We start from the raw sequence: 23,501 nt of genomic DNA, 5'->3' as shown, positions 1-23,501 counted from the left end.
GCATGGCCGCACGCGTCCGGATCCCCCGTACGGAGCTCGACGTCCACCCCCTCTGCCTCGGCGGCAACGTGTTCGGGTGGACGGCGGACGCGCCGACCTCGTTCGCGGTGCTCGATGCCTACCGGGCGGCCGGCGGGAACTTCGTGGACACCGCCGACTCCTACACCTGGCGGGTCGAGGGCAACACCGGCGGCGACTCCGAGCGGGTGCTGGGCGACTGGATGGCCGAGCGCGGGGTGCGCGACGAGGTGGTCGTCGCCACCAAGGTCGGCTCGTGGCCGGAGCGCCCCGGGCTCTCGCCGGAGAACCTGCGCGCCGCCTGCGACGACTCGCTGCGGCGCCTGCGCACCGACCACATCGACCTCTACTACGCCCACCGCGACGACCCGGACACGCCGGTGGAGGACACGCTCGGGGCGTTCGACGAGCTCGTGCGGGCCGGGAAGATCCGGTACGTGGGGCTGTCGAACTACTCCGCGGAGCGGCTCTCGACGGTGCTCACGCTCTCCGAGCGCCACGGGCTCGCGCGTCCCGTGGCGCTGCAACCGCACTACAACCTCGTCGAGCGCGCGGGTTACGAGGACGAGCTGGCCGAGATCGTCTCGTCGGCGGACCTCGGCGTCATGCCGTACTTCGCGCTGGCCAAGGGCTTCCTCACGGGGAAGTACCGGCCCGGTGACGCGCCGCCGGACACCAGCGGCCCGATGGCCTCGGCGCGCGCCGGGGGCGCCGTGGCCTACCTCGACGCGCGGGGCGAGCGGGTGCTCGGGGTACTGGACGAGGTCGCGGGCGCCCACGCCGTCCCGCCGGCCGCCGTCGCGCTGGCGTGGCTCGCCGCGCAGCCGACCGTCACCGCGCCGATCGCGAGCGCGCGCACCGTCGAGCAGCTCGGCACGATCCTGCCGATGGCCGAACTGACGCTCGCCCCCGACGAGCTGGCGGCCCTCACCGAGGCGTCGGAGGACACTCGGCTGGCGGGGTGAGCGCCGCTTGAGGTGTCATGGGTGCTGTGAGCGCGCTCTCGTCGGTGCACCGCGCCCTGCAGGTGCTCGAGGTCGTCGCGGCGGCCGGTGACGGGATCAGCGCGAAGGCCGTCGCCCGGCGCCTCGAGTACAACCTCTCGACGACCTATCACCTCCTCGAGAGCCTCGTGACCGACGGCTACCTCGTGCGGCTGGAGGCCTCGCGCGGCTTCGGTCTCGGCCCCAAGCTCCCGGCGTTGCACGACCGTCTCGTCGCCCAGCTGCCCGTGCCGCGAGGGCTCGGCGGGATCCTCGGCGAGGTGCACAGCACGGCGCAGGCGGGCGCGCTGTACGCGGCGTTCCGCGACGGGGACGTGGTGGTCGTCGCCCACGACGACTGCGCCGACCACCCGGTACCCGTGATCTCGGACTGGCGGGGCGCGCTGCACGCCACGGCGATCGGCAAGCTGCTGCTCGCCGAGGCCGACGAGGTGACCCGCCGCGCGATCCTCGACCGCGACGGGCTGCCTGCGCACGCCTACCGGACGATGACCGAGCGGGACGCGCTCGAGCGCGAGCTCACCGGTGTGCGGCGCAACGACCTCGCCATCGACCGGGGCGAGTTCCGTGAGCGGCTCGCGTGCATGGCGGCGCCCGTGCGGAGGTCCGAGGCCGGAGTCCCGACGCTCGTCGGGGCCGTCGCCGTGGCCGTGCCCGTCGTCCCGGCCGGCGGGCCGGGCAGCATCGCCGACCGCCGGAGCCGCCTCGAGCGCGCGATCCGCGAGGGGGCCCGGCGCCTCGCCGCCGCCCTGCGGGATCCCGTTTCCACTGGATGGGACGACGGGGGTCCGGGGGCCGTCCGTCGCGGATAGCCTGCCGCGCATGAGTGCCCGGACCACCGCCCCGTTCCGTGCCGACCACGTCGGGAGCCTCCTGCGCCCGCCGGCCCTGAAGCAGGCCCGCACCGCGCACGCGGAGGGCCGGCTCCCGGACGACGCCCTGCGCGCCGCCGAGGACGACGCGATCCGCGAGGCCGTCGCCCTGCAGGAGTCGGTGGGCCTGCAGGCGGCCACCGACGGAGAGCTCCGCCGCAGCTCGTGGCACATGGACTTCCTCTACCAGCTCGACGGCGTGTCCTCCTCGAAGGACTCGTCGGTCGAGGTGGCCTTCCGCAACGCCTCCGGCGACCTGACGTTCGCGGCCATGTCCCTGGTGATCGACCAGCGCATCGGGCTGTCGACGACGATCTTCGGGGACGCGTTCTCGATGCTGGCGTCGACGGTCACCACGGCCGTGCCGAAGCTGACGATCCCGTCGCCGTCGATGCTGCACTACCGGCTGGGCGGCGCCCCGGTGCACGAGGGCTCGCCCTACTCGGATCCCGATGACTTCTGGAACGACCTCGCCGCCGCCTACCGCGACGAGGTCTCCCGGCTCTACGCGGCGGGCGTCCGGTACCTCCAGCTCGACGACACCTCGCTCGCGTATCTCAACGACCCCGCCCAGCGCGAGTCGATGGCCGCGCGCGGCGAGGACGCGGACCACATGCACCAGCGCTACGTGGACACGATCAACGAGGTCCTGCGCGACCGGCCGTCGGACCTGCGCGTCACCACGCACATGTGCCGCGGCAACTACCGCTCGTCCTGGGCCGCGGAGGGCGGCTACGACCACGTCGCCGAGGCGGTCTTCGGCGGCCTGCAGGTCGACGGCTTCTTCTGCGAGTACGACGACGCCCGCTCCGGCGACTTCTCGCCCCTGCGCTTCCTGCCCCGCGGCGACCAGCAGGTGGTCCTGGGCCTCGTCACCACCAAGACGGGCGAGCTCGAGGACCCCGACACCCTCAAGCGCCGCATCGAGGAGGCGACGAAGTACGTGCCGCTCGAGCAGCTCTGCCTGTCGCCCCAGTGCGGCTTCTCCTCCACGGTCGAGGGCAACGACCTGACCCCGGAGCAGCAGCGCGCGAAGCTCGACCTCGTCGTCTCCGTCGCCCGCGACGTCTGGGGCTGAGCCGCCGGACTCCGCCCGCCGCCCGCGCTGGCGCTGGGCGTGGTTGTCGAGCGAAACGGCGCTTTCGCAGCTTCGGAAGCAGCGAAAGCGCCGTTCGTCCAGCGGGCCCCGGAAACCGTCAGACGCCGTAGCGGGCCGCGAGCTGGCCGCGGCAGATGCTGGTGTTGGCATCGACGCCCACCTGGTAGCTGCGCGCCTTGCGCAGGTGCAGGGGCAGGGCCTCGACGCCGACGGTGGCGCCGGTGGGGTCGACGACCAGGGGGTCGCCGTCGTCGGACGGGATCCCCAGCTCGCGACGGCGCTTCCGCAGCCGCGACAGGTCGTCGGAGGCGGGGGCGTCGCCGAGGGTCATGGCCGCGACGTCCTCGGGCGTCGCGCCCTCCCGCATGAGGGGCCGGACGACGAGGTCCGTGCCCGCCATGAGCGCGCGCTCGGTGAAGGTGCGCCGCAGGTCGTCGAGCTCGGAGACGGCCTCGCCGACCTCGGTGCCCGCCATCGAGGACACGAAGCCGGCCCGTGCGGCCACGCCGGAGTTGATCGCGTCGGAGGCGAAGTGGTCGGCGAGGACCACGTCGGCCCGGGCGACCCCCTCCGCCGCCGACACCGCGTCGTGGGCGTCGGCGACCATGAGGAACGCGAAGTTCGGGGCGCAGAAGTAGGTGGGCAGGCGCAGCGACACGTGCGCGACCCCGTCGTCGGACACCGAGCAGGACCCGACGAAGTCCAGGGAGACGACGTCGGTGTCCAGCTCGGGGTCGCGCACGGTGCGCAGCGCCTCCCACACCCGCGACGCCGTCCCCGTGGCGGCCGATGCCTCGGCCTCGTTGGAGCCGGCGATGCGCGCGTCGGAGAGCACCGTCATGCCTGAGCCACCGCCCGGTCCTCGACCAGCTCGGCGTCGTCCGACGACGCCGGCGCGCTGGTGTCCGAGGACAGCTGGCACTCGGCCGGAACGGGGATGTCGTAGAGCCGCGCAGCGTTGAGGCCGAGGATCTTCTTCTTGCCGTCGACGCCCAGGCGCGGGTAGTCGTCGAAGTCGTGGCCCTCGGGGTAGTCCCAGTCGACGAGGCCCTCGACCTGCCACTTGGGTTCCCAGATGTTGTAGTCCGAGCCGAAGGTCATCTTGTCCTCGCCTACCCAGAACAGCAGCTCGCCCATGACCTTGGCGAAGAAGCGCGGGCGGGCGTGCATGAGGCCGCCGAGCACGACCGAGAGGCCGGCGTAGACGTTGGGCTCCTGCGTCGCCATGAAGCAGAAGTCCTCGATGCGCGGCAAGCCGACGTGCTCGACGATGAAGTTCAGGCCCTGGAAGTCGGTGGCCGCGTGGTCGACGTCGGAGACGTCGAACGCGTCCTTGTCCAGCGGCCAGATCGTCGGGCCCTTGTGCACGTGGACGTTCTTGATGCCCAGCTCCTGGGCCCGCTCGAGGAAGCGGTAGCACTCGGGGTCGGAGAGCTTGTAGCCGCGCGAGTCCCCGTTCCACTCCGCCGTGTAGAGCTTCACGCCGGTGGGCCTGTACTCCTCGACGTTCCTCTCGAACTCGCGCATGCCGGCGTCGCCGTCGCGCGGGTCGAAGCGCGTGTTGACCCGGAACTTCTCCGGGTGCTTCTTCGCCAGCTCGCCGTTGCGCTCGCTGGTGTTGAAGCCGTCCTTGTACCACTCGCGCAGGTAGGTGGACTGGAAGATCGCGACGTCGACGTGGCCCTCGTCGAAGACCTCGCGCATCAGCTGCTCTTCGGAGACCTTCTGGAAGTCCTCGAGCGTCTGGTGGGTCTCGGCCGGCCCCAGCGACTGGTAGGCGTGGAAGCACTCGATCCAGCCCTTGGCGTACTGCTCGGCACCCTGGACCCAGTTCTCGGGCGAGGCGTCCCAGTAGTGCATGTGGGAGTCGACGACGAAGTACTTCTCACCGTTCTTCTCGTACACGGCGACAGCCTCCTGGTGCGCGCGGACGAGAGGCCCGGACGCGAAACGTGGTGGTGGACACGGCGGCCCACATCACACGTGACGGATCCGGCGCGGGCAAGACCACTGATTCCACCTGTCGCCGAAACGGACATCGGCGACCCCCCCGGTGGCCCGCGTTAGGGTCGGGAGATGCGCATCGTCATCGCCGGCGGACACGGCAAGATCGCCCTGCGGCTCGAGCGGCAGGCGGCCGCCCGGGGGGACGCGACGACCGCACTGATCCGTGACCAGGGCCAGGCCGACGACGTCCGCGAGGCGGGCGCCGACCCCGTGGTCGCCGACCTCGAGGCGATCGGCTCCGGCGAGCTCGCGGGCCACCTGACCGGCGCGGACGCCGTCGTCTTCGCCGCGGGCGCCGGCCCGGGCAGCACCGCGGAGCGCAAGGAGACCGTCGACCGCGACGCCGCCCTGCTCCTCGCCGACGCCGCGGCCGCCGCGGGCGTCCGGCGCTACCTGCTGGTGTCGGCCATGGGCATCGACGCACCGCCCACCGAGGACGAGGACGACTCGATCTGGGGCTACTACCTGCGTGCGAAGAAGGCCGCCGAGGACGCGCTGCGTGCCCGGGACGACCTCGACCTGACGATCCTGCGGCCCGGCAAGCTCACCGACGACCCGGGCACCGGCCTGGTGCGGCTCGGGCCCGCGGGCACCCAACCGCCGGTCGGCTACGGCGAGGTGACCCGCGACGACGTCGCCGCCGTCCTCCTCGCGCTGCTCGACGCTCCCGAGTCCGCCGGGACCGTGCTCGAGCTCATCGGCGGCACCGTCCCGCCGGCCCAGGCCGTCGCCGCGCTGGTCGGCGCGAACGCCCCGCGCTGAACCGACTAGCCGATCAGGCCCTGCTCGCGCAGGAACGACCGCGCGACCTCGTCCGGGCTGCGGCCGCCGGCGGAGACGCGCTCGTTGAGCCCGCGCATCACCTGCTCGGTGAGCGTCGGCGCCACCATGCGTCCGAGCAGAGCGAGGCGGGGGGCGCGGGCCATCACGTCGCTGCGCACGGTCAGCGCTGCGTTGTAGGGCAGGAAGTACCCGCGGTCGTCGACCAGCGTCGAGATCCGCAGCGGGTTGAGCCGCCCGTCGGTGGCGAACACCTCGCCGAAGGTGCAGGGGTTCTGGCTGGCGACAGCGCCGTAGATCTGCTCGATCTGGCGGGTGTGGAGGGCCCTGTCGCCGAGCGTGATGTCGTAGGTCGCGAGGAGCCCCTGCAGGCCGTCCTCGCGGCCCGTGAACTCCTGGTCGACGCAGAGCGTGGCCGCGGGCGAGCCGGCGCGCACGAGGGCGGCGAAGTCGGAGATGGTCCGCACCCGCAGGCGCTGCGCGACGTCGCTGCGGACACCGACCGCGTAGGTGTTGTTGAACGGGGTGGGGTCGAGCCAGGTGATCTGGTTACCGGCGTCGGCGAAGCGCACGGCGTCGTAGAGGACCCGGGGGTCGGCGATCGTCGACTCCTGGGACAGATAGGTCCGCCAGGCCGTGCCCGTGTACTCCCAGTACATGTCGATCTGGCCGCTGCTCAGGGCGGCCCGCACGTTCGACGAGCCCTTCGTGTCGCACCTGTCGACCACGGTCGCCCCGGTCGACTGGAGCAGGGCGATCGTCATCTTGCAGAGCACGAGCTGCTCGGCGAACTCCTTGCCGCCCACCGTCAGCGTCTGCCCCGTCAGGTCGAGCTCACGGGCGAGGCTCCCGGGCGGGGTGAGCCGCTCGCTGCTCGAGCAGCCGGCGAGCGCGAGCACCGCGACGAAGGTGGTGAGCAGGACCAGGGGAAGCCGCAGTCGGAGCACGGGCGTGGGGCCTTCGGGTCGGGAGGGGAGGGGGCAGCGACGACGACGGCCGGCCGGGGTCGAGGACCCACGACCGGCCGCCGCCGTCACACCGTCATCGGCGTCAGCTGCCGCCGATGAATCCCTGCTGCTGCAGCCACCGGGTGGCCACCTGCTGCGGGTCCTGTCCCTGCGAGGAGACCTGACCGTTGAGGTCGAGCATCACCGGGTCGGTGAGCCGCGGAGTGATCTGGTCGAACACCCGCGCGACGCTCGGGTTCCGGTCGAAGACCTCCTTGCGGATGGTCGGCGACGCGTTGTACTTCGGGAAGTAGTTCTTGTCGTCCTGGAGCGTCACCAGGTTCAGGCCGGGGATGCGGCCGTCGGTGGTGAAGACCTCACCGAAGTTGCACGGGTTGCCGTTGGCGGTGGCCTGGTAGATGGCGCCCGTGTCGAGCGTGTTCAGCCCGGGCGGACCGGACGGCGGGTTGGTGACGCCGTAGGTCCGGAACAGCCCGGCCAGACCGTCGTCGCGGCCGGCGAACTCGGCCTCGACGCAGGTGGTGGCGGCCGGGTTGCCGCTGTTGATGAAGTTGCCCCAGTCGGTGAGCGTGCGCAGGTTGTTCTGCTGCGCGAACGGCTGGGTCACCGCGATGCCGTAGGTGTTGTTGAACGGCGACGGCGGCAGCCAGACGATCTGGTTCTGGGCCAGGTCGGCGTCACGGACGGCGACGTACTGGGCCTGGGACTCCGGGATCGGGCTGGCGTTCTTGAGGTGGGTGATCCAGCCGGTGCCGGTGTACTCCCAGTACATGTCGATCTGGCCGCCGACGAGGGCGGCGCGCGTCGACGCGGTGCCGGTGATGTTGCACCGGTCGTTGGCCGTCGCGCCCACCGACTGGAGGGCCGCGATGGTCATCTTGCAGAGCACGAGCTGCTCGTCGAACTCCTTGCCGCCGACCGTGTAGGTCTGGCCGGCCAGGTTGATGCCGCTGGCCGCAAGGCTGCCGCCCTGGGCCTGAGGCGCGCCCGAGCCCGACAGGCCGCCGCAGCCGGCGGCCAGCAGGGCCGTGGCGGCGAGCACGACCGCGCCCGCCCGCCAACCGGAACGACGACCGGAGCGGTCGCCGCGGAATGTCCACCGCACAGTGTTCTCCTTATCCTCCGGGGTGGCCGGGCCTCGCGTGCGGGGCGGACGGCCGAGAAAATCTCTGGGGATCGACCCGCTAGCCGGAGCGGGTCACGACGATCCGCTCGGCGACGCCGGCGAGCCAGTCGATGAGCAGGGCCAGCGCGGCGATGATCCCGCCGGCCACGAGCAGGACGTTGATGCGGTTGAGGCGCAGGGCCTGCTGCACCAGCTCGCCGAGTCCGCCCGCGCCGATGTAGCTGGCGAGGGTCGCGGTGCCGACGTTGAGCACGAGGGCCACGCGCAGGCCGGCGACGATGACCGGCACGGCGAGCGGGACCTCCACCCGGAACAGGGTCGCCCGGGAGGTCATGCCCATGCCGCGCGCGGCCTCGATCAGGGACTGGTCGACCTGCTGGAGCCCGATGACCGTGTTGCGCAGGACGGGGAGGAGCGCGGCCAGGGTGAGGCCGACGATCGCCGTGGTGGGCCCGAAGCTGAACGCGAACGCCATGAGCAGGAGCACCCCGAAGGGCGGCAGGGCCTGGCCGAAGCCACCGATCGCGAGCACCGGCCCCTGCAGTCGACGCGCGGAACGGCGGCTGAGCAGGATGCCGACCGGGACGGCGATGACGAGCACGAGGATCGTGGAGATCAGCACGAGGTAGAGGTGCTGCGCGAGCAGGCCCTGCACGTTGTCGAAGGCCAGGACGCGCACCTCGATGGTGTCGAGGTCGCGCGTGCCGACGTAGAGGAACAGGAAGAGCAGCAGGAGGATGACGATCATCGGCAGGATGACGAGGTCGTAGTGCTGGAACCACAGCCTCGCGAACGTGCCCTGCTTCTTCTCCTCCTCCTCGACGGCGGCCTCGGCCTGCGTGTCGACGGTCTCGGAGGTCGCGGTGCTCATGCGTCACCCTTCCGCGTGCGCAGGCCGCCGACGAGGTCGTTCCAGTGCAGGACGCCCTGCGCGCGACCCTCGTCGTCGACCACGGCCACGAGCGAGGCGGACCCGTCGAGCATGACGTCCACCGCGTCGTAGACCGAGCCCGAGATCGGCACCGTCACCAGCGGCGTGCCGGCGGCGTCGGCACCGGGCAGGTGCCGCCACGACACGGGCTTGCCGGAGCCGTCGACCTCGGCCACCGCGACGCCGTTGCGACTGTCGGCGGCCTTCTCGTCGGTCTCGATGGGGTGCAGCTCGAGGTGGGCGAGCTCCACCAGGCTCAGCCGCCGGACCGCCGCGCCGCCCCCGACGAAGTCGGACACGAAGTCGTTGGCCGGGCGGGTGAGGATCGTGTCCGGGTCGGCGTACTGCTCGAGTCGGCCCGTCGCGAAGACGGCGATCTTGTCGCCGAGCTTCACGGCCTCCTGCAGGTCGTGGGTGACGAAGGCGATCGTCTTTCCGACCGTGCGCTGGATCTCCAGGAACTCGTCCTGCAGTCGGTCACGCGTGATCGGGTCGATGGCGCCGAAGGGCTCGTCCATGAGCATGACGGGCGGGTCCGCGGCGAGCGCACGGGCGACGCCGATGCGCTGCTGCTGACCACCCGAGAGCTGGCGCGGGTAGCGGTCGCGGAAGGTCGACGGCTCGAGACCGACGAGGTGGAGCAGCTCGTCGGCGCGCTCCTTGATCCGCTGCTTGTCCCAGCCCAGCATCTTCGGGACCACGCCGATGTTGTCGGCGATGGAGAAGTGCGGGAAGAGGCCGCCCTGCTGGATGACGTAGCCGATCTGGCGCCGCAGCTGGTCGCCGTTGACGTGCGTGACGTCCTTGCCGTCGAGCAGGATCCGGCCCGCGGTCGGCTCGATCAGCCGATTGATCATCTTGAGGGTCGTGGTCTTCCCGCAGCCCGACGGGCCGATGAGCATGACGATGTCGCCCTGCGCGATGGCCAGGTCGAGCTGGCTGACCGCGGGCTGGGTGCTGCCCGGGTAGATCTTCTCGACGCCCTCCAGCACGATCATGTCGGACCGCCCGGCGCCGGACTCCGGGACGACGACGGTCTGGTCTGCGGTGTCAGACACGGATCCCCCTGGGGATGGTCAGGCGCTGGACGATGGCGAAGAAGATCTCGAAGACGGCGGCGACCACGAGGCAGAACAAGGTGCCCGTGAGCACCTGGTAGAAGGAGTTCGACGCCCCGATCCGGGAGATTCCGTTGATGAGGAGCGTGCCGAGTCCGGGACCCTGGACCACGGCCCCGACCACGGCGATGGAGATCGAGATCAGCGTGGTGACGCGGATGCCGTTGAGGATCACGGGCCAGGCCAGTGGGAGCTGGATGGTGAGCAGACGGCGCATCCGGCTGTAGCCGAGCCCGCGGGCGGACTCGAGGACGGCGCGGTCGACGGTGGTCAGGCCGGCGACGGTGTTCCGCAGCACCGTGTACAGCGAGTACAAGGTCAGCACGACGATCGCGGTGGTCACGCCCAGCCCGGTGAAGGGGAGGAACAGCGCGTAGAGAGCGAGCGAGGGCACGGTCAGCAGCGCCGCCGTGAACACCAGCGAGCCCTCACGGATGCCGGTGGCGAACCAGTCCAGCGAGAACCGGTTCGGGTTCGGCTCGCCGGTGGAGACGGCCAGCCCGAGCACGATGCTGATGGCCGAGCCGACACCGACCGCGATGAGCACGACCAGGAAGTGCGCCTGGGTCAGGAACAGGATCTGCTGCGAGTTCGATGACAAGTAGTCCAGATAGTTCACGACGCTCCTCTCTCGGGAGCAGGGGGAGTGGACAGGGGGGACACGCCGTCGGTGGCCGGTGTCGGCGGTGGACCGGCCCGGGCGCCCGCGAGGCCCCCGGAAACAGCACCGGAACCAGCACCGGCGCCGAGCGCTCGGGAGAGATCGGCCGCGGCACGCAGGACGGCGGCGCGGACCTCGTCGAACACCGGGTCCACGCGCGACTCGGGGCCGCTGACGCCCAGCGCGGCGACCACCGTCCCGCCGCTGTCCCGCACCGGGGCGCCGACGGCGAGCAGGCCGCGGTCGGTCTCGTTGCGGGCGGTGGACCATCCGCGCCGGCGTTCCTCGACCACCCGCGACACGAGCTCGTCCAGCGAGCGCGGGGCGGCCGGCCCGGCCGGCCCGAGGCCCTCGGGCACGATCACGCGGGCGATGGCGGCGGTGTCCAGGTCGAACAACAGCACACGACCTGTCGCAGTGCAGGACAACGGGGCGGTGCGCCCCACCCAGCCCGAGGCCCGCAGCTCGCTGTCCGGCGCGGCCGTGCTGATGGTCATCACGCTGCCGCCGCTGCGGATGCCGACGTCGATGCGCTCACCGAGCAGGGCGGCCTCGCGGGCGACCGCCGCGTCGGCCTCGTCGCGCAGGCGGCGGTCGACGGCGGTGGCACCGATGGCGAACAGGCGCGTGCCGATGCGGTAGCGCAGCGACCCCGGCTCCCGGTCGACGTAGCCGGCGTCCGCGAGGACCTTGAGCAGGCGCGAGACCTGCGACTTGTCCCGGCCGAGCTGCCGGGCGATCTCGACGACGCCGAGCGAGGACGGCCCGCCGGGCGCCCCCAGCAGGTCGAGGACGTCGAGCGCGCGGTGGACCGGCCCGCCGGCCTCGTCGCGGTTGCGGCGGCCGTGCGGGGCGGCGGAGCCTGCGGTGGCGGCGAGGGAGGTCGCGGGCGACCGCGGGGTCGGGGCGTCGGGCCCGCCGGTGCGCGCGCGTGGGCTCATCGACCCCCTCCCTCCCCCCTCACGCCGACCTCGGGTGACGCGCCTCACTCGGGGCGTCTGCGGCAACGGGCGTTGTCCTTGCGGCAACGGCTGCGGGGACAGTAGGCGTGTCAGGCGGAGGTTGTCACCCCGTAGGTCCGACATTCGAGGGATGTTTCTCGCGCGTCATGGACGCAGCGGGTAGCCGCGGGCGCCCCGATGGGCCGCCCACAACCGGATTCGGCCAGCTCCAGGCCACGCTGAGGGGATCACGCCCACCCGAGGGACGCCGAGGTCACCATGCGTGATGGCGGACGCGTATCGAGATCGTGATGTGCCGGGAACACCCGGCGGTCGCCCGATCGGGGCCGTGTGAGGGGTGGTCGGCGCTCCTCAGGAGCGGCCGGTGCCGCCGGAGATCGCGGTCCGGGTCGGGGAGCCGACGCCCCAGAGCGCCAGCAGCCGGTTCTCGATGCGGTCGAGCTCGCCGCCCACCGCGACGTGCGCGCTGCGTCGCCGTGAGCCGGGCATCTGCTCGGCGGCCCGCACCGCGGCCTCCAGGTCGGAGAGGCGCTGCTGGGCGTCGTCGACGAAGGACCGGACCTCGGTGGCCCGGGCGTCGTCGCCGTCGCCGTAGCGCGAGCGCAGGTCCCGGGCGGAGAGCGCGAGGTTGTGGATGCGGGCGTAGAGCGCCGCGCCGCGGCCGGTGAACTCCGCGAGCTCGTCGGGGGCGACGCCGAACTGGCGGGCGCGGTGGGCGTCCCAGCGGTCCCGTGCCATGCCCACCGCCTGGTAGACGATCGGCGCCACGACGGGCACGACGATGCGCGCGATGCCGATGTAGCGCTTGATCTTCGCGCCGGTCAGCGGGTCGGCGGCGGTGCCGGTGAGGTCGTCGTCGTCGTCCTCGGGCTCGTTCTTGCGGCGCTTCTTCGCGGCCTTGAGGGCCTTCTTGTCGCCGAGCAGCGTGGCCTCCTGGGTCTCGGCGAGCAGCCGCTCCGCCCGGGCCGCCTTGCGCCGCTCCTTCTGCGCCGAGACCGCGAGGTCGGCGGCCTTCGGGCTCACGACGAAGACGTCGTCGCTGATCTCGAGCGCGTCGGCCTCCGTCGCGGGCCGTCCGCGGCGCAGCAGTCCCATGGACCCTCCCCGTCTCGTGCCCGCGGCGCGTCGGGCGCCCGGGCGAACGCCCGCACCCTAGTGGTCCGCCCACCCGGCGCGCCCGGCGTGGATCCCGCAGCGTGACGGGGTGTCAGGGGGGCGTGGGAAGCTCGGGACATGAGCACGACCACCGCGCGGGAGGCCGACGACGGGTGCGCGCCCGCCGCCGCGCCCCGGCCGGTCCTGCTCGACGCGGCCGCCACCACGCGCTGCCGTCGCCGGGTGCATCTCGAGCACGTGCCGGTGGAGGACCTCCCGGGTGGCCCCCCGCCCAGCGGTGACGACGCCGATCCCGGGGTCGCGATGCGCCGTGCCGACGCGGCGGCCCATCGTGCCGAGCTGGCCGCCCGGTGGGCGGAGCTCCTCGGTGCGCACTGGACGTCGGTGCCGCCGGCGTCCGGCTCGCGGGCGCGCGCGGAGGCCACCGAGGCGCTCCTCTCGGGTCCCGGCCCGGTGCCCGACTTCGTGGGCGGGGCGGAGCTGCCCGCCGCCGAGGGCCGCCGGGGCAACGTCGAGGTGCTGGTGCGGGCCGAGCGGGGCGATCCCTGCTCGGGCTGGTGGCCGCTGGTCGTCGTGCGGCACCGCGTCACCGATCCCGGTGGCGGGGCGCTCACGTCCCCGCTCGACCGGCCGCACCCGGCGGCGGCCGCCCCGGACGACACGCGCCGGATCCGCACGGTCACCCGCGACGTGCTGCGTCTCGCCCATCTGCACCGCATGTTGCGTGCGGCGGGCCTGGCGCCCCCCGAGAGCCCGGGCGCTCCGGTCTGGGGCGGGGTCGTGGGCCTCGACGCCGACGTCGTCGTGTGGATCGACCTCGCGGCGCCGTCGGGCTCCGGCGGTCGCAGCGCGCTCGAGACCTACGACGGTCGGCACGCCGACCGGCTGGCGGTGGCCGAGGCCGCGCGCCGGCGGGCGCCCGCGCTCGCCGAGCCCTCGCGCATCACCGAGTGCCGCCGCTGCCCGTGGTGGCCGACGTGCGAGGCCGAGCTGCGCGCGGTCGACGACGTCAGCCTCGTCGTCCGGGGCGACGCCGCACTGCGGCTGCGCGGCCGGGGCGTCACCACGGTGCGCGAGCTCGCGGCGCTCGACCCCGCGATGGGGCTGCCCGGCCCGCCCCCGGACGACCCCGAGGTGGGCGACGGCGCGCTCGAGGGCGCCGAGCTGCGGGAGGCGGTGGCCCTCGCCCGCGCCTGGCGTCGCGACGTCCCGCTGGTGCGCCGTGTCCGCCGCCCCGCCGTCGCGCGCGGGGACGTCGAGGTGGACGTCGACATGGAGAGCCTCGGCGAGGACGGCGCGTACCTGTGGGGCGTGCTGCTCTCCGGCGTCGACATCGGCCTCGAGCCCGGCTACCGCGGTTTCGTCACCTGGGACCCGTTGCCCACCCGAGACGAGGGCCGCTCCTTCGGGGAGTTCTGGACGTGGTTGACCGACGTCCGCGCGCGCTGCGCGGAGCGCGGGCTGGTGCTGCGGGCCTACTGCTACAACGAGCAGGCGGAGAACCGCTGGCTGCGCGCCTCCGCGGAGCGGTTCGCCGGCATGGCCGGCGTGCCCCCGGCGGCGGAGATCGAGGAGTTCATCGCCTCCGACGCCTGGATCGACCTCTTCCCCGTCGTCAGCGACGCCTTCCTCTGCCCGCACGGCAAGGGCCTCAAGCGGGTCGCGCCGTCGGCGGGTTTCTCCTGGCACGACCCGGAGGCCGGCGGGGAGAACTCCATGCGCTGGTACCGCGACGCGGTCGCCCTCGACGGGGGCGAGCCCGACACCGCGCAGCGCGAGCGGCTGCTCGTCTACAACGCCGACGACGTGCGGGCCACGTGGACGCTGCGCACGTGGCTCACGTCCGACCGTGTGCTCGAGGTCCCCTTCCTCGAGGACCTGTGAGCTAGCGGGGCTGCATCCGCAGGGCGCCGTCGAACCGGATGACCTCGCCGTTGAGGTAGTCGTGCTCGACGATCATCGCGACGAGCTGCGCGTACTCGTCGGGGCGCCCGAGCCGCTGGGGGAACGGGATGCCGGCCGCGAGCTGCTCGCGGAACGACTCCTCGACGCCGGCCAGCATCGGGGTGTCGATGATGCCGGGGGCGATGGTCATGACGCGGATCCCGTACTGCGCGAGGTCCCGGGCCGCGGGCACGGTCATGCCCACGACGCCGCCCTTGGACGCCGAGTAGGCGATCTGGCCGACCTGGCCCTCGAAGGCGGCGACGGACGCCGTGTTGACGACGACGCCGCGCGCCCCGTCGGCCAGCGGCTCGGTCGCGGCGATGGCCTCGGAGGCCAGGCGCATGACGTTGAACGTGCCGACCAGGTTGACCCCGATGACCTGCTGGAAGACCTTCAGGTCGTGCGGGCCCTTCTTGGACAGCACGCGCCCGGCGGTGCCGATGCCCGCGCAGTTGACCACCACGCGCAGCGGCAGCCCGGTGGACGTCGCCGCCTCCACGGCGGCCGCCACCTGGTCGGGGTCGGTCACGTCGGCGCCGACGTACTCGACGTTGTCCAGCTTCTCGGCGTCCTCGACCGCGGAGGGCAGGTCGATCCCGACCACCCGGGCGCCGCCCGCGGCGAGCGTGCGGACGGTGGCGCCCCCGAGGCCGGAGGCCCCACCGGTGACGATCGCGGCGACATCGGTCGTGTCCATGGGTGCGCAGGCTATCGCCGCGCCGACCGGGCCGCCGGTCAGCCCTGACCGTTCAGCCCGTGACGTCTATCGCCGCGCGATGCCCAGCTGGAAGTCGTCCAGGTACCGCGCGGCGAACCCGGCCTCGGAGTAGGCGAGGTAGAAGTCCCACATCCGCACGAAGGTCTCGTCGAACCCGATCGCACGGACCTCCGGCTCCCGGGCCAGGAACGTGGCCCGCCAGCGGCGCAGCGTCTCGGCGTAGTCGAGGCCGATCGACCGGCGCTCGACGACCTCCATCGACGTGTGCCCCGCGAGCGTCGCGTCGATCGCCTCGAGGCTGGGGATCAGACCGCCGGGAAAGATGTACTTGTGGATCCAGGTGTAGTTGTCCTTCGTCGCCTGGAGCCGGTGGTCCGGCATGGTGATCGACTGGAGCCCGAAGCGCCCGCCGGGGGCGAGCAGCCGGTCGACGGTGGCGAAGTAGTCGGGCCAGAAGCGCTCGCCGACGGCCTCGATCATCTCGATGCTGATCACGGAGTCGTACTCGCCGGCGGCCTCGCGGTAGTCGCGCACGTCGATGGTGATGCGGTCGGACACACCGGCCTGCTCGGCGCGGACGCGGGCGAGCCCCGCCTGCTCGACCGAGAGCGTCAGCGTCGTCACCCGCGCGCCACGCTGCGCGGCGCGGATCGCGGCCTCGCCCCACCCGGTGCCGATCTCGAGGACGCGACTGCCGGCGCGCACGCCCGCGAGGTCGAGGACGCCGTCGACCTTGCGGTGCTGGGCGTCCGTGAGGGACTCGGCCGGTCGGGCCGGGTCGAACCAGGCGGCGGAGTACATCATCGACTCGTCGAGGAAGAGGCTGAACAGGTCGTTCGACAGGTCGTAGTGCCGGTGGACGTTCTCGCGCGACACCGTCGCGTCGGCCGCGACCTCCTCGTAGGGCTGGCCGCGGTCGTAGACCCGGCGCAGGTTGCGCAGCGGGCGCGGCACGAGCTGCTCGACGTGGTCGGTGAGGCAGCGCAGCACGCCGACGAGGTCGTCGGAGTCCCAGTCGCCGACCATCCATCCCTCGCCGAAGCCGATGAGGCCCTGGCGGCCGAGGCGCGTGAAGAAGGCCTCCGGGCGGATGAGGCGGAGCTCGGGACCCCGCGGGTCGCCCTCGACCGACCCGTCCGGCCACACGAGGTGCAGCGGGAGGCGACGGACGGCCGCGCGCACCAGGGCTCGGGCCACCCGCATGCGGAGCCAGTTCTCGCCCGGGTCCTGCAGGTTCGGCCACACACCCTCGGCGGGCCGCGGGACGACGCGGCGGGGCTCGGTGGTGCGCGAGGTCGATGACACGTGGGGAGTCCTCTCGTCCGCGGCCGTCTTCGGGACCGCCTGTGCATCCTTCGCGGTGCGAGCCCTGTCGCCGCACTCCACGCCACCTTCGTGATCGGGCGCCGGAGTGTTCGCCGCTTTTCGCGGAGATCACGTCCGAGGTCCTCGCCGACGATCATTCAGGAGGCCCTTCGGTGGGTTACCGTGCGGAGTCCCCGAGACCGGAGGGTGACCGCGCCGTCCGCCGAGAGCCCCGGAGGAAGGTGAGATGGGCGTCCCCGAGCAGCTGCGTCGGCTCGACGAGGACCTGGCCACCGGGCGGGTCGACGCCGAGTCCTATCGGCGGCGACGCGACGAGCTCCTCGCCGCCCGGCTGCCCGCGCCCCCCACCCCCGCGGACGATCTCGACGACAGCGAGCTCGACGCGGCGGACCGCGAGCTGGGCCTCGAGGACGACACCACCGCCGCCCACACCCGAGCGGCGACGACGACGCCCGACGCCCGGCACGGCGTGCGCGGCGCGCCGCCGCCCGCGCGCCCGAACGGGTCGCGGCCGCCGACGGGCCCCGCCGCGCGCCCCGGGTCCGGTCCCGCGCCGACCCCACAGGACCCGCAGCCCCCGCCGCTCCGCACCCCGCCGCCCGGGACCCCGCCGTTCTCCCGGCGGCCTCCGATCTCCGGGGCGGCGCGCACCCGCGTCCCCGGCGCCGCGGCCCCGGCGACCCCGCCTCCGGCCCGGCCGACGGACGGGCCGACGGCAGCGGGAACGCCGGCCGAGCGCGACCGTCCGGAGGCCGGAGCTCGCCCCGCTCGTCCGGTGACCGGGTCCCTCACGGACGCCCTCGCCCCGCCGACGCCCGCCGCTGCGGACGGCGACGCACCCGCGCCCCGTACGGCGCCGCCCGCTCTCCCGACCCCCGCCGAGACCGTGTCCTCGGGACACGGTTCGTCCGGGGAGACGTCCGGAGCGCGGGAGCCGGCCGCTCCCGCCCAGACCGCCGCAAAGACCGTGTCCTCGGGACACGGTTCGCGCGGGGAGACGTCCGGAGCGCGGGAGCCGGCCGCTCCCGCCGAGACCACGGCGGACACCGTGTCTCCAGGACACGGCGCCCCGGCAGCCGTGCCCACCCGGACAGAGGAGCAGGACGGCGGCACCTCGGCGCCCTCCGTGGCGGATGCCCCCCGCGGCATCCCCGTGCCGGGGCCGTCCGCCGACGCCCCGCCGTTGCCGGGCACGCCGGCGGCGCCGCCCGCGCTGCGCCCGCCGCCCCCACCCGTCGACGAGGACGAGGACGACGCGGACGACGCCACGCGCACCGACGAGCGCCCGCTGCCGCCCGACCCGTTCCCGCCACCGTTCCGCTGGTCGACGGAGGGGACCGACGGTCACGCGTCGCCGGACACCACACAGGTCGTCCGCGACGCGGCCGGACCCGCCGCCGACCGGACGCAGGTCGTTCCGCGCGGGCCGGAGCCGGAGGCGACCCAGGTGGTGCGCCGCTCGTCGGTGCCTCCTCGCGGTGTCCCGCCCCGTGCGGCGCCACCCGCCCCCGAGCGCACGCAGTTCGTGCCGGGATCGGTGACGGCGCGGTCGGCCGGGGGAGGGGTCGCCCGCCCCGAGGAGACGGCCCCGCCGTGGGCGGCGGGCGCGGCGCGGTCCGAGGGCCTGCCGGGCCGCGAGCTGTTCGCCCGAGGCCCGGGCCCGCGCGCCGGCGCGATCCTGGGCACCGCCGCCGTGGTCCTGCTCGTCCTCGTCGTGCTGGTGGCGTCGATCGCGCTGAGCTGAGGGCCGATCACTAGGCTCGGGGCGTGGCGACCATGGTGAGCTTCCACGCGCACCCCGACGACGAGTGCATCTCCTGCGGCGGCGTCATGCGGGCGGCTGCGGACGCGGGACACCGGGTGGTGCTGGTGGTCGCCACCCGGGGCGAGCACGGCGAGATCGTTCCCGGGGTGCTGGCCGACGGCGAGACCCTCGCCGAGCGTCGGGTCAGGGAGACCCACGACGCCGCGGCGGTGCTGGGGATCGCCCGCGTGGAGTTCCTGGGCTACGTCGACTCCGGGATGGTCGACACGCACACCAACGGCGCGTCCGGGTCGTTCTGGTCCGCCGACGTCGAGGAGGCCGCCGAGCGTCTCGCGGCGATCCTGCGTGAGGAGGACGCCGAGGTCCTCACCTGTTACGACCGCATCGGCGGCTACGGCCACCCCGACCACATCCAGGTGCACCGGGTCGGTCGGCGCGCCGGCGCGCTCGCGGGGACGCCGCGGGTCTACGAGGCGACGTCGAACCGCGATGAGTTCCGCCGGATGATGGCGATGGCGCGCGAGGCCGGTCAGGACGCCCCCGACCTGGACCCCGACGGCTTCGGGTCGCCCGAGTCGGAGCTGACCACCCGCGTCGACGTCACCCCCTGGCTCGACGCCAAGCGCGCGGCGATGCGCGCGCACCGCAGCCAGATCGCCGACGACTCCTTCTTCCTCACGCTCGACGACGACCGGTTCGCCCTCGCGTTCGGCACCGAGTGGTTCATCCGCGCGGGCGGCGATCCCGCACGACGGGAGGACACGCTCTTCCCCGCATAGCGTCGCACCGGCCAGGGTGGGCGTCGTGGAACGAGGACGGCGGCTGCTGGCGGACCCCCACCACACCAAGGGCACGGCGTTCACCCCGGAGGAACGGCGGGAGCGCGGCCTGCTCGGGCTGCTCCCGGCCGGGGTGCAGACCCTCGAGGAACAGATCGGCCGGTGCTGGTCGGAGGTCCAGCGACTCTCGAGCGACCTCGACCGCTACGTGTACCTGCGCTCGCTGCAGGACCGCAACGAGCGCCTCTTCTACGCGCTGCTCGCCGCGCACGTGCCGGAGACGCTCCCGCTCGTCTACACACCGACGGTGGCCGAGGGCTGTCGGCGCTTCTCCGAGATCTGGCGCCGTCCCCGCGGCCTCTACCTGTCCTGGCCGGACCGCGAGGACCTGCGGGAGGCGCTGCGGAACCGGCCGCAGGAGGAGGTCGACGTCATCGTCGTCACCGACGGCCAGCGCATCCTCGGCATCGGCGACCAGGGCGTCGGCGGCATGGGCATCCCGATCGGCAAGCTCTCGCTCTACACGCTGATCGGCGGCATCGACCCCGCCCGCACCCTGCCGATCCTGCTCGACGTGGGCACCGACAACGCCGAGCTCCTCGAGGACCCCTTCTACCTGGGCTGGCGCCACCACCGCATCGACGAGGACGCCTACACCGAGTTCGTCGACCGCTTCGTCGAGGCCGTCCGCGCGGAGCTGCCCGACGTGCTGCTGCAGTGGGAGGACTTCGCGACGCCCCACGCCCTGCCGATCCTGCAGCGCTACCGGGACCGGCTGCTCACCTTCAACGACGACATCCAGGGCACCGCCGCCGTCGCCCTCGGCGCGCTGCGCGGGGCCACGGACGTCGCCGGGACGCGGCTGCGCGACCAGCAGGTGGTGATGCTCGGCGCCGGCTCGGCCGGAATCGGGGTCATGGAGATGGTGGCCCAGGAGATGGTCGACGAGGGGCTCTCGGAGCAGGACGCCTACGCCCGCTGCTGGGTCGTCGACGTCCGCGGCCTGCTCACCGCCGACCGCGAGGACCTCTCCGAGGCCCAGCGCCGCTTCACCGTCGACCCCGGGGTCGTCGCCGGGTGGGGGATCGACGGCCTGCCGCAGCTCGCCGACGTCGTCGAGCACGTCACGGTCGGGGTGCTGCTCGGCCTGTCGACCGCGGCCGGAGCGTTCACCGAGCAGATCGTGCGGACGATGGCGGGCAAGGTCGAGCGGCCGATCGTCTTCCCGCTGTCCAACCCGACGGCCAACGCCGAGGCCCGGCCCGCGGACCTCGACGCGTGGACCGACGGCCGTGCCCTCGTCGCCGCCGGCTCGCCGTTCGCGCCGCTGCGCCGCGGCGACCGCGAGGTGCCCGTCGCGCAGTGCAACAACGTCTACATCTTCCCGGCGATGGGACTCGCCGTGACCGCGGCGCGGGCGACCCGGGTCACCGACGGGATGATGCGCGCAGCGGCCCGTGCGCTCGGCGCCGCCTCGCCCGCCCTGCGGGATGCGGACGCCCCGCTGCTCCCGCCGTGGGCCGACGTCCGCGCGGTCGCCGAGGACATCGCCGTGGCGGTCGCGGTGCAGGCGGTGGCCGACGGTGTCGCACCGACGCGCGACGAGGACGAGCTGCGCGCGCTCGTCCGCTCGACCCGCTGGACGCCCACGTACCAGCACCCGTAGCCCCCCGTGGTGATATGGACGTCGACAGCTGGCGTACGGGACCCCGAGGAGACGTGACGTGGCGACCGGCCTCGACGAGACGGGCACCCGTCCGGTCCGTGACGTCCCGACCATCGTCGACAGCGACCCGCCGCGGGTGGACCGCCGCCGGGAGTGGTCGGGGACGGCGCTCGTCGCCGCGGCCGGCGGGCTGCTCGGCGGGCTGCTGTTCCTCGTGGCCTACAAGGGCATGCCCGACGACTCCTACATCACGCTCGACTACGCCCGGAACGTCGTCGAGCACGGGCACTGGGGCCTCACGCCCTTCCGGGACGCGAACTCCGCCACCTCGCCCCTGAACGTCTGGCTGCTCGCCGGCGGCATCCTCGTCACGGGCCGCCCGGTCGTGGCCGCAGGCCTGGTGCTCGTGCTCACCACGGCGGCGATGGCGGTGTGGGCCGCTCAGCTCGCCGGGGATCTCGGTCTGCGGCGCGCCGTCGTCGGGGTCCTGACGGTCGGTCTCGTCGTCTCGTCGCCGATCTTCGCCTCGGTCGTCGGGATGGAGTCGTTCCTGGTCGCGGCCCTGCTGGTGGCGGTGGTGCGCTACGCAACCGCGCGGCGGGTGGTCGCGACGGGGATCGTCACCGGCCTCGCGGTGCTCACGCGACCGGACCTCGCCCTGCCGGCCGTCGTCCTCGTCGCGGTGCTCTTCGTGGCCGCTGCGCCCCGCCAGCCGCGCAAGGCGGTGCTCGCGATCGGCGTCGGGGCGCTGGTGACGTTGCCGTGGCACATCTGGTCGTGGTTCGTGCTCGGCAGCTTCGTGCCGGACAGCCTCATCATCAAGACCAGTGGTGCCTTCCCCGGCGGCGAGGTCTTCGGCAACGGGCCACTGTTCATGGCCGAGCGCTGGCCGATCCCGATGCTGGTGGTCGGCCTCGTGGTCGGCGTGGGCGTCGTCGCGGTCGTGGCGTCGGCGGTCCGCTGGATCGCGGGCCGTGGCCGGCTCACCGACCGCGTCATCGTGGCGGCGGGGCTGGCCGGCGCGGTCCACTACGCCGCCTACGCGGCCATGGGCGTCTCGTCCTACATCTGGTACTACTGCCCGTCCCTGGCGCTGCTGACCCTCGCGGCGTCCCTCGGCGCCGCCGACCTCAGCCTGCGGCGCACCGGCGCCGTCGTCGCCGGGCTCGCGGTCGTCGCCGGCGTCAGCGTCGGTCACCAGACCGGCCTCGGCACGCCGTGGCCGAACCCGGCGGTGTTCGGGAACTGGGCCACCGCGTCCGACTACATCGAAGCCGGCACCCAGCTCGGCCGGGTGCTGCCCCCGGACCAGAGCGTCCTCGCGCCCGGCGAGATCGGCACCCTCGCGTTCGCCTGCCGGTGCGACATCGTCGACCAGTTCAGCGACCGTGCGCGCCTGATGTCGGTCGTCGACTCCCGGCTGGCCGCGAGCGGTCCCGTCGGGGGGTTCCTGCTGCGGCTGAACTTCCTGCACGCGGAGCGCACGCCGGTGGAGCCGCCCGACCGGATCCTGACCTACGAGACGGGTCCCGGTCCGGGCTGGCCCACCTACGTCCTGGGACGCGGTGCGGGGCACCTCGTCCTGGAACCCTGAGGGCTCCGAGGGTTCAGCCCTCGAGGATGTAGCCGCGCCCGCGGACGGTGCGGATGCGCTCCGCGCCGAGCTTGCGGCGCAGGTAGCCGATGTAGACCTCGACGATGTTCGAGGTCGGCGGTCCGCCCCACACGCGGGTGACGAGCTGCTCCTGCGACATCGCCTGCCCCCGGGGGTGCCGGATGAGGGCGTCGACCACGGCGTACTCGGTGCGCGAGAGGCTCACCGGCTTGCTCTCGACGAACACCTGCTCGAGAGCGGTGTCCACCATGACCTCGCCGCGGCGCAGGAACAGCTGGGCGGTCGGGCGGTCGTCACCGAGCCGCAGGCGCAGCCGCGCGAGCAGCTCCTCCATGGGGAAGGGCGTCACCAGGTAGTCGTCCTGCGTCGCGCGCAGGGTCGACACGGTGCGGTCCCGGGCCTCGGGGCTGGTCAGCGCGATGACGGGCGTGCGCGGGGCGTCGCGGTGGAGGTCGGCGAGCACCTCCACCGGCCGCAGCCCGGGCATCTCGATGTCGAGCACCACGGCGCGTGCCCCGCTGGCCCGTGCCGTCGCCCCGACGCTCCAGCTCTCACGAAGGAGTTGGGGTTCGAAGCCGTGCGACCGCAACGTCCCCACGAGGACGCTCGTTGTGCGATGGGAAGGGGCCACACACAGCACGCGGCCCCGCTCCGCGCCCGCATAACGATCAGGTCTCATCGCGGCCCAGCTTGACGCGGCCCGCGTCCGAGTTCAATCGGCGAGCGGCGAGCGGGAACGTGATGCTCACCAACGGCGCTCTCCTGAGAGCCACGTGCGGCGAGCGGCGCATGAACTCCTCCGTTCGGCGGCATAGACCGTCCCTTCGTCGCGCTGGGCGGGCCTGCCAGCGGCGCTGAGTCACAGGTTTTCTCAGGTCCGCCCCGGCCCAGCGGTCGTGTCCCTACCGTGACCTCCCGTCGGAGCCCGGACGGCGACGCTCCCCCTCGCTGCCGCCGTCCTCGCTCCGCCCACACCAGGACACCCGTGTCCCCCGGCGTCGACCCCTGGACGAGCTCCCCCGT

At 73.5% G+C, this 23,501-nt stretch carries 21 protein-coding genes; 9 read left to right on the top strand and 12 right to left on the bottom strand.

All coding sequences use genetic code 11. The annotated features are described in order from the left end of the window. Positions 1–2: 2 nt before the first annotated feature. From PH189_RS03480 to PH189_RS03470, 3 genes are read left to right on the top strand one after another with little or no spacing between them, the layout of a single operon-like run. Positions 3–983, top strand: a complete 981-nt coding sequence (locus PH189_RS03480) for an aldo/keto reductase (protein ID WP_274187357.1) — start codon at positions 3–5, stop codon at positions 981–983. 17 nt (positions 984–1,000) lie between these two features. Further along, positions 1,001–1,834, top strand: coding sequence for an IclR family transcriptional regulator (locus PH189_RS03475; RefSeq protein ID WP_274187356.1), 834 nt, complete (start codon positions 1,001–1,003; stop codon positions 1,832–1,834). 10 nt (positions 1,835–1,844) lie between these two features. After that, complete coding sequence (locus tag PH189_RS03470) at positions 1,845–2,972, top strand: 5-methyltetrahydropteroyltriglutamate--homocysteine S-methyltransferase (RefSeq protein ID WP_274187355.1); 1,128 nt, start codon at positions 1,845–1,847, stop codon at positions 2,970–2,972. Positions 2,973–3,090: 118 nt separating this feature from the next. On the opposite strand, the gene PH189_RS03465 is transcribed toward PH189_RS03470, so the two are convergent. After that, complete coding sequence (locus PH189_RS03465; protein WP_274187354.1) at positions 3,091–3,834, bottom strand: metal-sulfur cluster assembly factor; 744 nt, start codon at positions 3,832–3,834, stop codon at positions 3,091–3,093. Continuing rightward, a complete protein-coding gene (locus PH189_RS03460) occupies positions 3,831–4,898 on the bottom strand; it encodes an amidohydrolase family protein (protein ID WP_274187353.1) in 1,068 nt (355 codons plus the stop codon). The genes PH189_RS03465 and PH189_RS03460 overlap by 4 nt, the downstream gene beginning before the upstream one ends. A 171-nt stretch (positions 4,899–5,069) precedes the next feature. Here PH189_RS03460 and PH189_RS03455 point away from each other — a divergent pair, with 171 nt between their 5' ends. Further along, positions 5,070–5,762 (top strand): NAD(P)H-binding protein, encoded by a 693-nt coding sequence (locus PH189_RS03455; RefSeq protein ID WP_274187352.1) that lies wholly within the window; start codon positions 5,070–5,072, stop codon positions 5,760–5,762. A 5-nt stretch (positions 5,763–5,767) separates the two neighbouring features. Here the strand turns inward: PH189_RS03455 and PH189_RS03450 are convergent, their stop codons facing one another. The 7 genes from PH189_RS03450 to PH189_RS03420 all read right to left on the bottom strand — a co-directional run bounded on the left by PH189_RS03450 (position 5,768) and on the right by PH189_RS03420 (position 12,641). Continuing rightward, positions 5,768–6,727 carry a glycine betaine ABC transporter substrate-binding protein gene (locus tag PH189_RS03450; RefSeq protein WP_274187351.1) on the bottom strand — a complete coding sequence of 320 codons (960 nt, stop codon included), beginning with the start codon at positions 6,725–6,727 and terminating at the stop codon, positions 5,768–5,770. A gap of 103 nt (positions 6,728–6,830) precedes the next feature. Continuing rightward, positions 6,831–7,853: a glycine betaine ABC transporter substrate-binding protein gene (locus PH189_RS03445; RefSeq protein WP_274187350.1), complete on the bottom strand. Its 1,023-nt coding sequence runs from the start codon at positions 7,851–7,853 to the stop codon at positions 6,831–6,833. Positions 7,854–7,932: 79 nt separating this feature from the next. Further along, positions 7,933–8,745: an ABC transporter permease gene (locus tag PH189_RS03440; RefSeq protein ID WP_274187349.1), complete on the bottom strand. Its 813-nt coding sequence runs from the start codon at positions 8,743–8,745 to the stop codon at positions 7,933–7,935. Further along, positions 8,742–9,863, bottom strand: a complete 1,122-nt coding sequence (locus PH189_RS03435; RefSeq protein ID WP_378014893.1) for an ABC transporter ATP-binding protein — start codon at positions 9,861–9,863, stop codon at positions 8,742–8,744. Before PH189_RS03435 ends, PH189_RS03440 begins: the two co-directional genes overlap by 4 nt. Beyond that, the gene (locus PH189_RS03430) at positions 9,856–10,542 is read right to left on the bottom strand and encodes an ABC transporter permease (protein WP_274187348.1); all 687 of its coding nucleotides are present in this window, start codon (positions 10,540–10,542) and stop codon (positions 9,856–9,858) included. The genes PH189_RS03435 and PH189_RS03430 overlap by 8 nt, the downstream gene beginning before the upstream one ends. Further along, on the bottom strand, positions 10,539–11,525 hold the full coding sequence (locus PH189_RS03425; protein WP_274187347.1) for an IclR family transcriptional regulator: 987 nt from the start codon (positions 11,523–11,525) through the stop codon (positions 10,539–10,541). Before PH189_RS03425 ends, PH189_RS03430 begins: the two co-directional genes overlap by 4 nt. 372 nt (positions 11,526–11,897) lie before the next feature. Then, positions 11,898–12,641 carry a DUF6474 family protein gene (locus PH189_RS03420; protein WP_274187346.1) on the bottom strand — a complete coding sequence of 248 codons (744 nt, stop codon included), beginning with the start codon at positions 12,639–12,641 and terminating at the stop codon, positions 11,898–11,900. 138 nt (positions 12,642–12,779) lie between these two features. On the opposite strand from PH189_RS03420, the gene PH189_RS03415 reads away from it, so the two are divergent. Next, positions 12,780–14,546, top strand: coding sequence for a TM0106 family RecB-like putative nuclease (locus PH189_RS03415; protein ID WP_274187345.1), 1,767 nt, complete (start codon positions 12,780–12,782; stop codon positions 14,544–14,546). 1 nt (position 14,547) lies between these two features. Here the strand turns inward: PH189_RS03415 and PH189_RS03410 are convergent, their stop codons facing one another. Both PH189_RS03410 and PH189_RS03405 read right to left on the bottom strand, forming a co-directional pair. Next, positions 14,548–15,306 carry an SDR family NAD(P)-dependent oxidoreductase gene (locus PH189_RS03410; protein ID WP_274187344.1) on the bottom strand — a complete coding sequence of 253 codons (759 nt, stop codon included), beginning with the start codon at positions 15,304–15,306 and terminating at the stop codon, positions 14,548–14,550. A 66-nt stretch (positions 15,307–15,372) separates the two neighbouring features. Continuing rightward, positions 15,373–16,632, bottom strand: a complete 1,260-nt coding sequence (locus tag PH189_RS03405; RefSeq protein ID WP_274187343.1) for an SAM-dependent methyltransferase — start codon at positions 16,630–16,632, stop codon at positions 15,373–15,375. 247 nt (positions 16,633–16,879) lie between these two features. On the opposite strand from PH189_RS03405, the gene PH189_RS03400 reads away from it, so the two are divergent. Genes PH189_RS03400 through PH189_RS03385 form a run of 4 tightly spaced genes read left to right on the top strand, consistent with a single transcriptional unit; the run spans position 16,880 to position 22,457 of the window. Beyond that, positions 16,880–18,397, top strand: coding sequence for a hypothetical protein (locus PH189_RS03400; protein ID WP_274187342.1), 1,518 nt, complete (start codon positions 16,880–16,882; stop codon positions 18,395–18,397). Positions 18,398–18,420: 23 nt separating this feature from the next. After that, positions 18,421–19,197, top strand: a complete 777-nt coding sequence (locus tag PH189_RS03395) for a PIG-L family deacetylase (protein ID WP_274187341.1) — start codon at positions 18,421–18,423, stop codon at positions 19,195–19,197. 25 nt (positions 19,198–19,222) lie between these two features. Then, positions 19,223–20,863: an NAD-dependent malic enzyme gene (locus PH189_RS03390; RefSeq protein WP_274187340.1), complete on the top strand. Its 1,641-nt coding sequence runs from the start codon at positions 19,223–19,225 to the stop codon at positions 20,861–20,863. A 58-nt stretch (positions 20,864–20,921) separates the two neighbouring features. Next, positions 20,922–22,457, top strand: coding sequence for a hypothetical protein (locus PH189_RS03385; protein WP_274187339.1), 1,536 nt, complete (start codon positions 20,922–20,924; stop codon positions 22,455–22,457). Between the two features lie 13 nt (positions 22,458–22,470). Here PH189_RS03385 and PH189_RS03380 read toward each other — a convergent pair whose 3' ends face one another. Beyond that, entirely contained in the window at positions 22,471–23,157 is a 687-nt protein-coding gene (locus tag PH189_RS03380; RefSeq protein WP_274187338.1) for a response regulator transcription factor, read from the bottom strand. Between the last annotated feature and the right edge of the window lie 344 nt (positions 23,158–23,501).

The sequence above is a fragment of the Actinomycetospora chibensis genome (genome assembly GCF_028737215.1).
GTDB lineage: Bacteria > Actinomycetota > Actinomycetes > Mycobacteriales > Pseudonocardiaceae > Actinomycetospora > Actinomycetospora chibensis.
The sequence above is the reverse complement of the archived record's forward strand: the minus strand, read 5'-3'. Positions and strand labels throughout refer to the sequence as shown.

Bases quoted from the DNA above. Each gene is read 5' to 3' on its own strand.
- PH189_RS03480 (WP_274187357.1), top strand. From the start codon at position 3: ATGGCCGCACGCGTCCGGATCCCCCGTACGGAGCTCGACGTCCACCCC.
- PH189_RS03475 (WP_274187356.1), top strand. From the start codon at position 1,001: ATGGGTGCTGTGAGCGCGCTCTCGTCGGTGCACCGCGCCCTGCAGGTG.
- PH189_RS03470 (WP_274187355.1), top strand. From the start codon at position 1,845: ATGAGTGCCCGGACCACCGCCCCGTTCCGTGCCGACCACGTCGGGAGC.
- PH189_RS03465 (WP_274187354.1), bottom strand. From the start codon at position 3,834: ATGACGGTGCTCTCCGACGCGCGCATCGCCGGCTCCAACGAGGCCGAG.
- PH189_RS03455 (WP_274187352.1), top strand. From the start codon at position 5,070: ATGCGCATCGTCATCGCCGGCGGACACGGCAAGATCGCCCTGCGGCTC.
- PH189_RS03440 (WP_274187349.1), bottom strand. From the start codon at position 8,745: ATGAGCACCGCGACCTCCGAGACCGTCGACACGCAGGCCGAGGCCGCC.
- PH189_RS03425 (WP_274187347.1), bottom strand. From the start codon at position 11,525: ATGAGCCCACGCGCGCGCACCGGCGGGCCCGACGCCCCGACCCCGCGG.
- PH189_RS03420 (WP_274187346.1), bottom strand. From the start codon at position 12,641: ATGGGACTGCTGCGCCGCGGACGGCCCGCGACGGAGGCCGACGCGCTC.
- PH189_RS03415 (WP_274187345.1), top strand. From the start codon at position 12,780: ATGAGCACGACCACCGCGCGGGAGGCCGACGACGGGTGCGCGCCCGCC.
- PH189_RS03410 (WP_274187344.1), bottom strand. From the start codon at position 15,306: ATGGACACGACCGATGTCGCCGCGATCGTCACCGGTGGGGCCTCCGGC.
- PH189_RS03400 (WP_274187342.1), top strand. From the start codon at position 16,880: ATGGGCGTCCCCGAGCAGCTGCGTCGGCTCGACGAGGACCTGGCCACC.
- PH189_RS03380 (WP_274187338.1), bottom strand. From the start codon at position 23,157: ATGAGACCTGATCGTTATGCGGGCGCGGAGCGGGGCCGCGTGCTGTGT.